This is a genomic window from Mucilaginibacter endophyticus (assembly GCF_003351025.1).
Classification (GTDB): Bacteria; Bacteroidota; Bacteroidia; order Sphingobacteriales; family Sphingobacteriaceae; genus Mucilaginibacter; species Mucilaginibacter endophyticus.
This window is the reverse complement of sequence record NZ_QPCG01000003.1, coordinates 57703-72724: the sequence shown is the minus strand read 5'-3', so window position 1 is coordinate 72724 and position 15022 is coordinate 57703. Positions and strand designations below refer to the sequence as shown.

At 46.9% G+C, this 15022-nt stretch carries 12 protein-coding genes; 5 read left to right on the top strand and 7 right to left on the bottom strand.

Features of this window, described 5'->3' with window-relative positions; all coding sequences use genetic code 11:
- The first annotated feature begins 10 nt into the window (after positions 1-10).
- From DUL71_RS13640 to DUL71_RS13630, 4 genes are all read left to right on the top strand, one after another.
- The gene (locus DUL71_RS13640) at positions 11-994 is read left to right on the top strand and encodes an FAD binding domain-containing protein (protein WP_114938637.1); all 984 of its coding nucleotides are present in this window, start codon (positions 11-13) and stop codon (positions 992-994) included.
- Between the two features lie 5 nt (positions 995-999).
- Entirely contained in the window at positions 1000-1362 is a 363-nt protein-coding gene (locus DUL71_RS32385) for a hypothetical protein (RefSeq protein WP_208645554.1), read from the top strand.
- Positions 1320-3311, top strand: a complete 1992-nt coding sequence (locus tag DUL71_RS13635; RefSeq protein ID WP_208645553.1) for a molybdopterin cofactor-binding domain-containing protein — start codon at positions 1320-1322, stop codon at positions 3309-3311. Before DUL71_RS32385 ends, DUL71_RS13635 begins: the two co-directional genes overlap by 43 nt.
- Positions 3312-4331: 1020 nt before the next feature.
- The gene (locus DUL71_RS13630) at positions 4332-6533 is read left to right on the top strand and encodes a glycoside hydrolase family protein (protein WP_114939179.1); all 2202 of its coding nucleotides are present in this window, start codon (positions 4332-4334) and stop codon (positions 6531-6533) included.
- A gap of 113 nt (positions 6534-6646) precedes the next feature.
- Here the strand turns inward: DUL71_RS13630 and DUL71_RS13625 are convergent, their stop codons facing one another.
- From DUL71_RS13625 to DUL71_RS13600, 6 genes are all read right to left on the bottom strand, one after another.
- Positions 6647-7657, bottom strand: a complete 1011-nt coding sequence (locus DUL71_RS13625) for a glycoside hydrolase family 130 protein (RefSeq protein WP_341867742.1) — start codon at positions 7655-7657, stop codon at positions 6647-6649.
- A 51-nt stretch (positions 7658-7708) separates the two neighbouring features.
- The gene (locus tag DUL71_RS13620) at positions 7709-8182 is read right to left on the bottom strand and encodes a hypothetical protein (protein ID WP_154402391.1); all 474 of its coding nucleotides are present in this window, start codon (positions 8180-8182) and stop codon (positions 7709-7711) included.
- A gap of 43 nt (positions 8183-8225) precedes the next feature.
- Entirely contained in the window at positions 8226-8399 is a 174-nt protein-coding gene (locus DUL71_RS13615) for a DUF4142 domain-containing protein (RefSeq protein ID WP_114938634.1), read from the bottom strand.
- Positions 8400-8477: 78 nt separating this feature from the next.
- Positions 8478-10280 (bottom strand): thiamine pyrophosphate-requiring protein, encoded by a 1803-nt coding sequence (locus tag DUL71_RS13610; RefSeq protein ID WP_114938633.1) that lies wholly within the window; start codon positions 10278-10280, stop codon positions 8478-8480.
- 541 nt (positions 10281-10821) lie between these two features.
- Complete coding sequence (locus tag DUL71_RS13605; RefSeq protein WP_114938632.1) at positions 10822-11715, bottom strand: alpha/beta fold hydrolase; 894 nt, start codon at positions 11713-11715, stop codon at positions 10822-10824.
- Positions 11716-11840: 125 nt separating this feature from the next.
- Complete coding sequence (locus DUL71_RS13600) at positions 11841-12206, bottom strand: helix-turn-helix domain-containing protein (protein ID WP_114938631.1); 366 nt, start codon at positions 12204-12206, stop codon at positions 11841-11843.
- A gap of 119 nt (positions 12207-12325) precedes the next feature.
- Here DUL71_RS13600 and DUL71_RS13595 point away from each other — a divergent pair, with 119 nt between their 5' ends.
- Entirely contained in the window at positions 12326-12802 is a 477-nt protein-coding gene (locus tag DUL71_RS13595) for an ankyrin repeat domain-containing protein (RefSeq protein ID WP_114938630.1), read from the top strand.
- 54 nt (positions 12803-12856) lie between these two features.
- On the opposite strand, the gene DUL71_RS13590 is transcribed toward DUL71_RS13595, so the two are convergent.
- The gene (locus tag DUL71_RS13590; protein ID WP_114938629.1) at positions 12857-15022 is read right to left on the bottom strand and encodes a catalase; all 2166 of its coding nucleotides are present in this window, start codon (positions 15020-15022) and stop codon (positions 12857-12859) included.

Genomic DNA, 15022 nt, shown 5'->3' with positions numbered 1-15022 from the left:
ATTACCCAATATGGAACCTTTCAAACTTATCCGTGTACATGACAACCAGGCTGCGATCCGTACAGCGCTGATGGCCGGTTCCAGATTTATCGCCGGAGGCACGAATTTGATCGATCTGATGAAGCTGCATATCGAGACGCCCAAACAAGTTGTGGATATCAACAAACTGCCCTTTTCCGGGATCGAAGAATTACCGGACGGCGGGCTGCGTATCGGGGCGCTGGTAAAGAACAGCGACCTGGCTTATCATCCGGTGGTAATTAAAAAATATCCGGTGCTCTCGGAAGCATTACTTTCAGGGGCGTCTCCGCAATTGAGAAATATGGCTTCCGTTGGCGGAAATCTGATGCAGCGGACCCGCTGCCCTTATTTTTATAACACGGACTTCGCCTGCAACAAGCGTAATCCCGGTTCCGGCTGTGCGGCGCTTACAGGGTATAACCGGATGAATGCCGTCTTAGGTACCAGCGACCATTGCATCGCTACCCATCCTTCAGATATGTGCGTGGCGCTTGCTGCTTTGGACGCTACGATTCATGTTCAAGGGACGAAAGGAAGCAGGTTAATCCCATTTGGCGAATTCCATCGATTACCGGGACAAACCCCTCATGTGGAACATAGCCTGCTCCCCGGGGAACTGATCACACATGTCGACATTCCGGGAATGTCTTACAGTTACCGGTCACATTATTTAAAGGTCCGGGACCGGGCATCGTACGAGTTCGCACTGACATCTGCGGCGGTGCTACTGGACATCCGCGGCGGCCGTATCCAAAAGGCGGATATCGCGCTCGGTGGGGTAGGAACGAAACCGTGGAGGGCAGTACCTGCAGAGAAAGTGCTGAATGGCGCGTCAGCTGATCTGCAAACCTACCGTGCGGCGGCAGAAGCGGCATTAAGCCAGGCTAAAAGCTATAAAGACAACGCTTATAAAATTGAACTGGCCAAACGTACCCTCGTTCGTGCCTTAACCACAGCAGCAGCAATATCATGAAGCCATTGATAGGACAACCCATAGACCGCGTTGACGGCAGGCTAAAAGTGACCGGGGCAGCAACTTATGCTGCCGAGTTCCCCATCAAAAACCTGGCTTACGGCGTGACTGTCAACAGCACGATTACCAAAGGCCGTATCAGGGACATCGATACCAGGCAGGCGATGAAAATGCCAGGGGTGATCGGAGTGATGACCAGCGAGAACGCTATGCAGCTGCATTTTCCCGCGGGTTCAGATCCCGGAAACGGCAAATTTGCAGAGAAGGATCTGTTGCCTCTGCAGAATAACCGCGTATTTTACGGGGACAGCATATCGCCGTCGTTGTGGCAGAAACTTTTGAGCAGGCCGAACAGGCTGCTGCGCTGATTAAGGTGACCTATGAGGAACAGCCTGCGATAGTCGGCCTGGAGGAAAATCTGACATCCGCGTATAAGCCCGCAGCAGGTTTGGGTGGCGCGGCGACCCAGGTGACTCGAGGTGAGGCGGAAGCGGCCTTTCAGTCGGCCGCTGTCAGATCCGAGCAGACTTATACTACGCCGGTGTATCATCATAACGCTATGGAACCCCATGCTACGATCGCACAATGGGAGGGAGATAAATTAACCGTTTATGATGCCACCCAGTCTGTCATGGGTGTGAAAGGCTTATTATCTGTAACCCTGGGTATACCTGCTGAAAATGTCCAGGTTTATGCATTATATATCGGTGGTGGTTTTGGTTCAAAGGGTTTTACCTGGGCTAATACCTTGCTTGCCCCTATGGCCGCCAAACAATTTGACCGGCCGGTCAAACTCGTGTTGAGCAGGCAGCAGGTATTTTCAACCGCAGGACGAAGAACACAAACCGTTCAGAAAGTATCATTAGGCGCTGATTCAACCGGTAAACTGGCAGCGGTCAAACACGCGACAATTTCTGAAACATCGTTTGTCGATGAGTTCGTTGAAACGGCTGGTGTAGCGACAACCATGCTTTACAGTACCCCCAACCTGGATGTCAGCCATGAGCTGGTCCGGTTGAACAGGGGAACGCCTTGTCCTACCCGCGCCCCGGGTGAGGCCCCGGGTACTTTTGCCCTCGAGGTCGCGATGGATGAACTGGCGGAGCAATTGAAAATCGACCCTGCACAGCTCCGGCTGATCAATCACGCCGATATGGAGGAACAAAAGAAGAAACAATTCTCGGAAAAAAGCCTGAAGGAATGTTACCAGAAAGGTGCCGAAGTTATTGGCTGGAAGAACCGTAAGGCTGAGCCCGGAACATTGAGAGAAGGTAATTACCTGGTGGGTTACGGCATGGCTACGGCGACTTATCCGGCTAACCGCAGCGCCTCCACTGCGAAGGCAACCTTATTCGCTGACGGGCATGCGGAGATTTTGTGCGGTACACAGGATATAGGGACCGGAACTTACACCGTGATGACCCAGGTCGCCGCTGACGCATTTGCTTTACCGCCCGAAAAAGTGAAGGTTAAACTGGGCGACAGTTCATATCCTAAAGGGGCACAATCTGGCGGCTCGCAGGTTTCCGCCAGTGTAGGCCCACCGATCCGTGCGGCTGCATTGGGAGCGATCAGCAAATTGATCAGGCTGGCCATCGCAGATCCGTCATCTCCGTTGCATGGTTATAAAGAAGAAGAGATCATGGCCGATAACGGAAAGATCCACCTGATCAAAGAACCCGGCAGAGTCGAAACCTACGTCCAGATCATGAACCGTAAAGGGCTGGATAAGCTGGAAGCCCAGGCAAAAACGAATGTTTCAACCAGGCCTTCAACGCCGGCACCCGCTCCTGCAGGCAGCCCGGAAGCGAAAGCGGAAGAAGAAAGTAAGGCCAATAAGGCTGTGCAGGAAGATGAAAAAATGGACCGTAAAGATTATGCGTTTCATTCCTTCGGCGCGCATTTTGTCAAAGTGCTGGTTGACCCGGACCTGGGCATGATCAAAATTGACAGGATTGTCGGTGTAATGGATATCGGGACAGTAATGAACCTCAAAACAGCGACTAACCAGATCATGGGTGGGATGATCTTTGGTATCGGTATGGCATTGATGGAAAATACCCAGTATGACCCCAACAATGGCCGGGTGGTGACTCGTGACCTGGCGCAGTACCTTGTGCCGGTGCATGCCGATATTCCGGAGATCGAAGTGCACTTCATTAATAAACCAGATACGTTTATTTCGCCGATAGGGGCAAGGGGCATTGGGGAGATCGGCATAACTGGTATAACTGCGGCTATCGCGAATGCGGTTTATAACGCGACAGGTAAACGTGTGCGGGATCTGCCGATAACACCTGATAAGCTAATCTCATAACTTATATTTTAACAACTGTTTGTTTCTGCAGGCAAAGGCAATTTCCGGATCGCTCATAAACAAATAATGTCTTATGTTATCAATTTGCAGAACCGGCGTTTATAGCTTCGATTAGTTGCTGATTTTGACCTGGCGTAATTCCTCATATAATTCGATTACTTTTTTCTGAAGGTGCGCCAACCCGAGTTCAAGGTCCCTAAGTTTGGCGTTTATTTTTCCGAGTGTTTATAATTTTAAATCAATACAGCAATTTTACAGATTTTAAATCGATTAACAGCTTCATAGCATATGGCAATCACCGGTAATTAAGATAATTGGATTTTTGAGGGTGACAACCCTCGTCGACAAAACATAATTTTCGGGATGCATAAATTTGTTTACTTCGCTTGAGTCGATATACTGAAGCCATTGGTCAAGGTGTTCCAGATAAGAATTTTGTTATAAATTGACCGGGTAATTTACCCGAACCTGAAATCTAAATTTGATATAATAAATACACTCGTTGTTCAAACTGGTACGGAAGAGTGTAGTCAGCCATGATGGAACATCCCCTGATGTCATTGAATCAGGAGAAATAATGTGGGACAATAAAATCTGCCTATGTAGAAATATTGAGTATGATGTTTTAGACGCTATCATATCATTCTACCATGCGGCCAACGTGAAATTTGTACCTTGTTTTAATATCAAAAGATAGTTGAAATTGCCTGTTAGCCCTGCCAGGTCATCAAGTAGTGGCAGTAGTACGGTTTCCATGTCATTTTTGTTTACTTCGCCAAGGGCGTAGATTCCCAATACATAGGATAGGAGGCCTGTTACTGTGTAAGTCAACCTGCAGTTGTGATTTTTGTTCTTATCATGATTTTTTTCAAATTAATGGCCTTTCGTATACCCTTGCTGTTCAGTTACTATCTATCTCTTTTTTAAAACTTAATACGAAATTTGGGGTTTAAATTATACTACCTGCCGAAACCGCACCCTGAAGTTGTAAACAACATAGCCAATTTTAACTTATACAGAATGAACGCTATCTCTCCTTGGCTTTTAAACAGTAATGCTTATTTGAATGATCCCTCGCTTCAGCTAGTGTTGAATTATGAGTGGCAGGGCTATAATTTTGGTATCGCTTCGATACCTGATAGTTGTTGGCTCATCATGACCTGGCCGGCTGGGCAACGCATAGCGTTTCGCCTAATTTATTCGCCGGCGGATGATTTGGATGTTGATGCGCAAAAGGATCAGGAACGCATTTTATTAACATGTGATAGCAGAATTGGCCTATTCCGGGTTGAACTCCGCCTATCTTCAGATGATGAACCATTGATACGGTTAACTACCTCATTAAAGCCCCATGTTCCCCTGCTTTTCCCTTATTGGCCGCGAGATATCGTACCGCTTGGTGCGGCTGGCAGTGATTCGATGGCACTTGGCAAAGTACATATTAAGCAAGTGGGTTCACGTTCGGGGCAGCTTTATTTTAGTTTGACACGCCCTGAGGCAGGTTCAATACTATACATCCAAAACTTGAGCGCGCTTGCGGATTATAACCAGGCCACCGAAACGCCTGCTGCAGAAACGGTTGGCGGCGAATGGCCCGAGATAGGTTTCGCACTACCGCCTACCCTAAAGAATAAGCCGTTAGAAGCGGGCAAAACCTACGTTTTAAGTGACGCGTTCGTGGCGTTTTCGGATGAGGTACCTGCAGATGAGCCTTCAATGACCCGGCAATATCTCGATATGCTCGCGGCAGTTTACCTGGCGATGCCCAAACCGGAAACCACTTATCAAAACTGGCCGGATATTTTACAAAAAGGCCTGAGCGACCTGATCGGTAGTCCCGGTTGCTGGTCGCAACTGGATGGTAACCATTATTTTAACGCTTATGTGAGTGATTACGCTACCCCGCCCGAAATTATGGTACAACTGGCTGTGCTGCTGCCACTGTTGGATTACGTAGAGTGGAGCGACTCGGAACTGGAGGTAATGCGCCGCATTAAACAGGGGTTACCCGCATTTTTTGACGATAAGCTTGGCACAATCGTTCGCTGGCATCCCAAAGCAGCCGATAAGCTGAAAGGAGAGGAGGAGCAAAAAGAACCTATGACCATGGATTCGTGGTACCTGCATCATCCCCTGCTTAATCTTTCGCGACTTGCTTTAAAGGGAGATGAGGTAGCCGAAAAGTTGTTTTTAGGTTCACTGGAATTTGCAATTAAAGTGGCCCATCATTTTAACTATCAGTGGCCGGTATTTTACAAGTTGGACACTTTAGAGGTAATTAAAGAAGAAACGCAGCCGGGTATGGGAGGCGAAAAAGATGTACCGGGACTTTTCGCCCACGTAATGCTGCAGGCCTGGGAACTCACCGGCGACAAACGCTACCTTGCCGAAGCTGAAAAAGCCGCTCAAAAATTACGCGGCCTTGGGTTCAGCCTCATGTATCAGGCAAATAATACTGCTTTTTCGGCCGGTGCGCTATTGCGTTTATACAAAATCACCAAAAAAGATTTTTATCTCGATCTAAGCTATCTGTGCCTCGCCGTATTATTTAAAAATGTACGCCTCTGGGATTGCAATTATGGTTATGGCCGCAACTTTCCATCGTTTTTTACCCTTTTTCCGCTAAACGACGCCCCCTACTCGGCGGTGTATGAGGAACAGGAAGTATTTTGCGCTTTTCACGATTACCTGCGGCATGCCGAGGATGTTGACCTGCTACCCTCAGCAAGGTTGCTGGTAGCCGAATACATCCGCTTTTTGGTAGACAGGGCTTGTTATTATTATCCGCCAATGTTGGCGAAAGAAATGCTACATGATAAACCTAAGATAGGCGAAGTTGACCCGAACCTTTGGATAGCATTGGAAGACATGCACGACGGCTGGGAACAAAGCGGTCAGGTCGGGCAGGAAGTTTACGGCGCGGGCAATGCTTTTGGTATTATGCCGAGGCATTACATACGGGTGGCAGAGGCCGAAATAATGATCTATACCGATTATCCTACCTATGGTTTTACAGCAAGGGGGAAAGCCCCGGTAAAGTTTAGGTTGGCGGGTGATGGCCGTTTAATGTGCCGGCTGATGATTATTAAAACCGGCTACCGCAAACTACCTCACCTTAACGTGGTAATTAACGGTGTAGAAGTAAAAGGTAAAAGCGCTGCTGGAGGAAACCTGGAATACGCAGTGCCAGGTGACGGGCTTGTATTCATTGATTGGCAATAAGCATAGCATTTGCTTATTTGATTGCTGTTTTTCTCATTCACAGCAACCCGCCTGATCACGATTTAAGATCTTCATAAAGAAATCGTAGGCATTATGAATTTTTGTTCCGGTAATCAATCATAAACAAGCATGCCTAATATTTCGTTGATAGAAAAATGCGCGCCGCAAACATATTCGTCGGCTGCGCCATAATAAATAGTGAGCCGGTCGCCGCTTATTATATGCCCGTTGGTAAATACCACATAACCAAAAAAACCGCTCAGCTCATAGGTTTCTGTTGGCACCATGATTGGCTCCGTTGTACGCGCCAGTACTTTCGACGGATCATCAGCATCCATTAAAAACGCGCCCAGGCAATAGCGGTGCGTGGCATCGGCACCGTGGTAAATTTCCAGCCAGCCCTTTTCGGTGCGGATAGGCGCGGCCCCTGCACCTACGCGGGCACTATCCCATAAACCCGGCCGTGTTTTGATGAGGCATTGGTGGTTGCCCCAATGCCGGGCATCCGGCGATTCTGCAAGCCAGATGTAGTTGCCGCCGATTTCCTTACTGCTGGGCCGGTGCAGGCAATAGAATTTTCCGGCTATCTTTTTTTCAAAAATGGCGCAATCCTTATTATGGGGCGGCAGGATCATTTCTGCTTTTTCAAATTGCTGCCAGTTTGTTGTGGTACGCAGGCCTACGCCAACACCGCTGTCGGATACAGCCGTATAAGTAAGATAATAAGTATCATTGATCTGGCTTACCCGGCAGTCTTCAATGCCGAACCGTTCCAGCCGGCCTTCGCCAAACAACGATGGAATTGCCGTGTATTCGGCAAAGTGAACGCCGTCCTCACTGTTAAGCAGGCGTAAATGGGATACGGTGGTGAGATAATCCAAACCTTTATAACTGATAACGCGCGCATCGGTAGCGATCAGGTCGGGATCGTTAAGCGGGACTTCAATAATTTCGGTGTTTCCAGTAGCATTCAGGGCAGGGAAAAAGATTACGCCCTCCTTTTGTGCGACGCCTTCGGCAACTCGTACAATAAGCCACACTTTTCCGCCGAAACGGAAAGCGCCGGGGTTAAGCAGGCTGATCACCTGCAAACCCTCGTGGCTCGGGGGTAAATCCTTTGGCATCAAAAGTGGGTTTTGCGGAAACCGTTGGGCGATGTCTTTCATAAGGATTCATTAAGAAATGTCGGGAATTGTATAGGTGAACTCTTGATGCGCCTGCTGAATATTCATGCTTTTTAATGCAATGTAACCTACCGCGGCAAATACAGCAAATACTATATGAGCGGGCACAAGCTGCAGGTAGTATTTGCTAAAATTTAGGGCGGGCGGCAGCGGATGCAATTTAAAAGTTGTTTTCCAAACTGCTACAGCCAATATGCCGCTAAGGCCGCCAAGCCAAAGGCTGGTTCTAATATCCGGTTTCAGCACGTTACGACGCCAAAGCTCAACGTATACAATGGCAAACAGCAACCCCACACCATAATGGCCCAGCCAGCCCAGTGCCTGTTGTTGCTGCCTGTCAAGTTTTGGTATCAGCCGGCCTGCCAACTGGCCGAGTCTTTCCGGCTCGCTGAAATTCTCTTTCTCTGCGAGGGAAATGAGATAACTGAACAAGGTCATGAACGTTGTACCGCTGATGCCTGCCATGACTGTGGCGGTTGTTTTTGTTGTGTTAGCGCCCACGAATTTATTATTTAATTTGCGCTTTAATTTTTTCAATTGCCGAGAGGTGCATTTTAAGCATAGGCAGCGCCTTTTCAATTAATGCTTTTATCTCAGGGTATTTAACCTTGCCTTTGTACTCCTCAAATTCGGCAATATCTTTTTTGTGATCTTCTACCATGGCATCAACATAAGGCTCCACATCAATGCCGAACTAGTGATAATAGAATAATAAATGATTTTTTTCATGGTGCCTTATTGATAGATGTTGATGTTAAGTTTATGATCTTTTGGTTTGACTGCCGGGCAGCAATTCAGCTACCAGGTCCTTAAACGTTTGTGAAATAACAGCCAGTTCTTTGGCGTCGCCCTTAACCATCGCTTTGGTAAATTTTACCATCTGTTCAAAGCTGATATGAGGCGGGATATTGGGTACATTAGGGTCAACTTTTACTTCCAGTAAAGCCGGTCTGTCGGCATTGAGTACCATATCCCAGGCGTCGGCAAGTTTTTCGGGGTCATCAACCATAATGCCCTTTAAGCCCAGCATTTCGGCATATTGAGCATAAGGAAAAACCGGCAACTCCTGCGACCCGGTAAATTCCGGGTTACCCGAAGTGATGCGTTGCTCCCAGGTCACCATGTTCAGGTCACCGTTATTCAACACCAGTATAACCAGCCTCGGATCGCTCCAGCTTTGCCAGTGTTTGGCGATGGTGATCATGCCGTTGATGCCAAGCATCTGCATAGCGCCGTCACCTATCAATGCTATTGGTACCCGATTGGGATAAGCCATTTTTGCTGCAACGCTGTAAGGCACGGCAGGGCACATGGTTGCAAGCGTACCCGAAAGGCTGGCTTTCATGCCCTTGCGTATTTTAATATTGCGTGCGAACCAGCTGGCCGAAGATCCCGAATCGGCGGTGATGATACAATTATCCGGCAGTTTTGGCGAAAGTTCCCAAAATACCCGCTGAGGATTTACAGGATTAGCCGATTTGAAAGCTTTAGCTTCTACAATATGCCACCAATCGGTTATACTTTGTTCCAGTTTTTGCTGCCAGTCCCGGTCTGTCTTTCTTTTTATTAGCGGAATCAAGGCTTTTAATGTTTCCCGGCTGTCACCCACAAGATTAACATCCATCGGGTAGCGAAGGCTAAGCATTCGGTTATCAATGTCTATCTGAATACCCTTCGCCTGTCCTTCTGCCGGCAGGAACTCGGAATAGGGGAAGCCGCTGCCAATCATCAGTAGTGTGTCGCATTCCTTCATCAGTTCCCAGCTTGGCTTGGTTCCCAAAAGCCCAATGGAGCCTGTAACATATGGCAGGTCATCGGGCAAGACCGCCCTTCCTAATAAGGCTTTCGCTACCCCTGCGCCTAATAGTTCCGCAATTTCCTGCACTTCGTCTGCCGCGCCCATGGCACCTGCTCCAATCAATATCGCTACTTTTTTTCCTGCATTAAGCAAATCTGCGGCTTTTTGCAGTTCAGTTAACGGCGGCACGGGTTTTTCAATGGCATGGCCAACGCCTGTAAAAATGCTGCCATGTTTTTTAGGCGGGGCTTCCACTGCATCCATTTCCTGGATGTTGTTAGGGATAATGATACATGTCACGGTTCTTTGCGCTTTCGAGATGCGTATAGCACGGTCAATAAGTTGGCGCGCCTGAGCCGGATCGGTCATCATATGTACATACTCACCGGCTACATCCTTGAAAAGGCTTAACAGGTCAACCTCCTGCTGGTAATTCCCGCCAAGAGACAAGGTGGATTGTTGACCTACAATGGCTACCACCGGTTGATGATCCAGTTTAGCATCATACAAGCCGTTTAACAGGTGTATAGCGCCAGGACCCGAAGTGGCGATGCAAACACCTACCTCTCCGGTAAATTTAGCATGACCGCAAGCCATAAAGGCCGCAAGTTCTTCGTGGGGGACCTGTATAAATTCCAAATCTTTACCTGCACGATCAAGCGCGCCCATCACGCCGTTGATTCCGTCCCCGGGATATCCAAAAACACGTTTAATACCCCATTCTGTTAACCGCTGGACTAACAGGTCGCTAACTTGCTTGCTCATATTTGGAATGTTATTGGTTAATAAGTGTTATCAAATGGATACTCCTTTTCTTCTCAACATTAAATCAAAACGCTTGTTTATTTTTATTTAAAATATCTAATTTTTAATAAAATCCATATAGGTGGCTGGCGGTTATTGCGAGCTAAATTGAAACAACTGTTTTAAGGCTGGCGGTTGTTGATCATTTCAACGATAAGCTTTTCCGCATCTCGCACCGTTAGCCGAAAATTAAAATGATAGGCCTATTGTACAGCTTGATTTCACTGCCAATACAATTTAAGCCGGTTTGTTGCTGAAATGGAGTCCGATTGAGCTAAAGTGTTTTGAAAGCGACCTTAAGAGACTGATAGCCCTTACTGGGTGGAAAGAGCAAAACTGAGAATTGAGGGAAGAAAATGTTGCTGCATTGGGAATAAGTGCATATTTACACTCGCCATTATATTTCAGCAACCTTCGAAACCTTGAGAGCAAATTTTTACAAATGACTTTGTATGCAGCACTAACTTTAGATCAGCGTTCATATTCCTGGCATTCCAGCAAATTATGAACTGTATATACTAAAATAATCCGAAAGTTTTTCTCCAACGATATCAGGCGCTTCGCGCATTGGGAAGTGCCCGGAAGTAGGGATCACAAATCTTTCATATCCCCTGATAAAATAGCCGTGCAAATCTTCTGAACCTTCTGGCGGATCGCAAGTATCTGAGCCGCCCTGGATCATTAACGTAGGGGTAGCAATTTCTTCTGCCATACTTAGCCGCGCGCGCAACTCATCATACCTTTCGTCGGACGGTTCCCATTTGAATCGCCTCCTATAACCGTTAAGGGTTATGGCTACCCAATCGGGATTCTCAAAACTTTTTGCCGTTTCGTCAAACTCGGAGTGTTGAAACCAACCTGCAGGACTCCAGGTTTTCCATTGAATATAAGCAAAGCCTATCGGGTCAGACTTCACTGCATCAGCGCCGGCGTCAGAAAGCATAAACCATTGATACCAAAACAATCTGGATTGCGAAAAAGATGGAACTTTAAAAACGCCCCGTGGCTGGTAGGGCAGGGAGAGGGCCGCGATAGCATAAAGACGTTCAGGGAACAAGGCGGCAAGCGTATAGGCTGCACGCGCCCCCCAGTCATGTCCGCCAACCGAGAATTTTTTTATTTGCAAATGATTTGCGAGATCAATAACGTCCTGTGCAATTGCGACTGCACTTGCATCACGAACTGTTTTTGCAAAACGGAAAGTGGTATCGCCGAAGCCTCGTAAAAATGGTACGATCAACCTGAAACCCTTGCTTTCTAAAAATGCAGCAACCGCGTCCCAGGCTCTTACATCGTCAGGCCACCCATGTAGCAAAAAAATAACGCGGCCATCTTTTGGGCCTTGATCTATGTAAGCTATGTTTAAGGTATCTGTAGTAATTCTATGTCTCTCCACGTAGTTTGGAACAACAAAAATATAACGATGTTTTGATCAATAAAAAGCGAATGCAGTTCAGAGTGCAGCAATGGTGGATTGAATTGAAATGTTTTATTCCCTAAGCGATGTTTAATCGGTTGGTCTTAGACAATTCGTTGTGAGCGCGGGCGATTATGATTGTCATTTCTTTTTCTCAATTCCTCATAGAGTTCGATCACTTTCTTCTGAAGGTCCGCCAATTCTAATTCACGTTGCCTGATTTGCTCAAATATTCTGACGATAATTTCATCATTTGAATCAGGTTGTGCTATTCCATAACTGAGTAACGAAGTCGTTGACAATTCGAACAGGCGTGCGATCTGCTCCAGTCTTGATAAATTAATATCGGTTACCCCTGTTTCAATCTTGGAAAAAGCAGGAACCGAAATATCTAATTGTCTTGCAGTGTCTTCCTGACTCCAGCCTTTTTGACGTCTAAGTAGCCTGATATTTTTTCCGAGATCGTTCATTAATCAAGTTTAAATTCCCCAAACATAACAATTAGTTGATTGATCTATATCTTAGTGTCAATTAAATGCTTTTTATAAAACAAAATCATTGTAAGCTGTTAATAAAGCAAATCTAGATTATGACAAATACTGAATTAAATATGGTTCTGATCCATGCAGCGCGTAAAGGCGAAATCGAAGTAATGCAGGAAGCGATTAGTAAGGGGGCCGACGTAAATTGTAAGGACGAAAAAGGTTATTCTCCACTTATCATTGCATGTTATAATCATCAGCCGGAAGCAGCGAAATTATTGCTTGATATGGGAGCAAATGTAAATGGTGCCGACTTTGGTGGCAACACAGCACTAATGGGCGCTTGCTTTAAAGGCTTTCCGGACATCATTAAAATCCTTGTTTCCCAAGGTGCCGACCTTGACCAGATGCATGGTAACGGGGGAACAGCATTAATGTTTGCCGCCATGTTCGGCCGTAATGAAATAGCACAATTGTTGGTAGAAGCAGGCGCAAACAAAACATTGCGGGATTCAAGGGGACTTACAGCAGCAGACATCGCTGCCCAACAGGGAAACGAGGAAGGTGCGAATTTGCTGCGATAGCATGAAGAGTCGATTATAAAATAAAAGCCCCGTATGGTTACGGAGCTTTTATTTTTAGGCCGGAATCTTCCTCGATCTTTCACGTTCCCAAAAACGGTGAAGCTTGATCGCCGCTATAAATCTCTCGGCCAGTTTGCTTAAGTTTTCATCTATGATTACGCCCTCGTCTAACGTAGCTTTTTTGCTAAAGTAGGTCGCTTCCAATACCTGTACCGCACGCAGGTCAAACGCGATAGGTTTGCAATGCTTAAAAGCCTCGTTTAAAAAATGGATAGCGTTGGCATCAGCCTCAACATCAGCAATACTGTTGCTTCCTCCCGGCACGTAAACGGCATCGAAAAGTACAGAAGCGGTGGTAAGCGTGGTATCATCAACCTGTATTTTTTGATCATTAATGCCGGTAATAAATCCTAAACGCGAAGAAACGATCTCTACTACGCCCCCCTCAGCTTCTATTGCATTTTTAACTGCAGCAACAGCTTTTTCATCAACGCCATCGGCAGCCAGTATGGCTATTTTACGGGTTTGGATGGAATCTTTTATCGTTCCGGCCATGCTGAGCGCGGCAGATTTTTTAATACTGCTATCAACCTGAACAGGTTGCACAGCTGCAGGATCGGTATCGGCACCAAAAATATGGTTAACCGGTTGTTCAGGCGGTCGCGGTACGTTGAGCCCAAGCGCTACAGCTACCTGTGCAGCGAGGCCTTTATCTACTAACGAAAGGATACCCAGCATTCGCTCCCGCACGGCAATGGTTTTCACTTTACCCAATTCAAATGAAAAAGCTTGAACAATATGGTCCTTTTCCGGATCGGACTGGCTGTTAAAGAACAATCTTGCCTGGCTAAAATGGTCGCGGAAACTATCACTTCGCGCACGCACTTTACGTGCATCAATTCGTTCCGGATAGCTGGTGTAACCTCCGTCGGCCTTCTTCACCTGGGAGGGATAATTATTACCTAACGAGTTGGGACTGTAACTCGTTTTACCACTGTCGATATTCTGGCGTGAAAAACCATCCCTTTGGTTGTTATACACCGGCACTATTGGCTTATTGATCGGAAGCTGATGAAAGTTAGGACCGCCAAGGCGCAGTAGTTGGGTGTCGGTATAAGAAAACAAACGACCTTGCAGAAGCGGATCGTTGGTGAAGTCGATACCAGGAACAATATGGCCGAGATGAAAGGCAATTTGTTCTGTTTCCGCAAAGAAATTGTCCGGGTTGCGGTTAAGGGTCAGTTTACCGATCCGTTGAACAGGCACTAACTCTTCAGGTATGATCTTGGTAGAATCCAGCAGGTCGAAATCATATTTAAATTCGTCTTCTTCCGGCACGATCTGCACACCGAGTTCCCATTCGGGAAAGGCCCCGCTTTCGATGCAGTCCCACAGATCGCGGCGGTGAAAATCGGGATCTTTCCCCGAAATATTCTGCGCTTCGTCCCAGGCCACAGCATGTACGCCCAATAAAGGTTTCCAATGAAATTTAACAAAACTCGCAACTCCCTGAGCGTTAACTAAACGGAAAGTATGCACGCCAAACCCTTCCATCATACGTAAAGAACGTGGAATGGCACGGTCACTCATCAACCACATAATCATATGGGCAGACTCTGGTGTAAGCGATATAAAATCCCAGAAAGTATCATGTGCAGAGGCTGCCTGCGGGATTTCATTATCAGGTTCTGGTTTCACAGCGTGTATCAAATCCGGGAATTTGATTGCGTCCTGGATGAAAAATACCGGCATGTTGTTACCAACCAGATCAAAATTTCCCTCCTGTGTATAGAACCGAACGGCAAAACCACGTACGTCCCTCGCAAGATCAGTGGATCCCCTTGAGCCGGCAACCGTCGAGAAACGGACGAACACAGGCGTTTCGATCTCCGTATCGTTCAGAAACCCTGCCTTGGTAAATTCGCTTAAAGACTCATAAAGCTTAAAAACTCCATGAGCCCCTGAACCACGCGCATGCACAACACGTTCCGGAATCCGCTCATGATCAAAATGCATGATCTTCTCCCGGAAGATAAAATCTTCTAGCAGCGATGGCCCCCTTTCACCTGCTTTCAGCGTATTCTGATCATCGTTGATAGCCGCACCGGTATTGGTTCGCAGGGGCTGACCCTGCGCATCATCGGTATATGCTTCCAACTTAGCACGTTTTTCGTTAGTTGGCTCTACACTTTCTTTTTCTGATTTCTTTTTAACGGCCAT

Bases quoted from the DNA above. Each gene is read 5' to 3' on its own strand.
- DUL71_RS13640 (WP_114938637.1), top strand. From the start codon at position 11: ATGGAACCTTTCAAACTTATCCGTGTACATGACAACCAGGCTGCGATC.
- DUL71_RS13630 (WP_114939179.1), top strand. From the start codon at position 4,332: ATGAACGCTATCTCTCCTTGGCTTTTAAACAGTAATGCTTATTTGAAT.
- DUL71_RS13625 (WP_341867742.1), bottom strand. From the start codon at position 7,657: ATGCCAAAGGATTTACCCCCGAGCCACGAGGGTTTGCAGGTGATCAGC.
- DUL71_RS13620 (WP_154402391.1), bottom strand. From the start codon at position 8,182: ATGGCAGGCATCAGCGGTACAACGTTCATGACCTTGTTCAGTTATCTC.
- DUL71_RS13610 (WP_114938633.1), bottom strand. From the start codon at position 10,280: ATGAGCAAGCAAGTTAGCGACCTGTTAGTCCAGCGGTTAACAGAATGG.
- DUL71_RS13600 (WP_114938631.1), bottom strand. From the start codon at position 12,206: ATGAACGATCTCGGAAAAAATATCAGGCTACTTAGACGTCAAAAAGGC.
- DUL71_RS13595 (WP_114938630.1), top strand. From the start codon at position 12,326: ATGACAAATACTGAATTAAATATGGTTCTGATCCATGCAGCGCGTAAA.
- DUL71_RS13590 (WP_114938629.1), bottom strand. From the start codon at position 15,022: ATGGCCGTTAAAAAGAAATCAGAAAAAGAAAGTGTAGAGCCAACTAAC.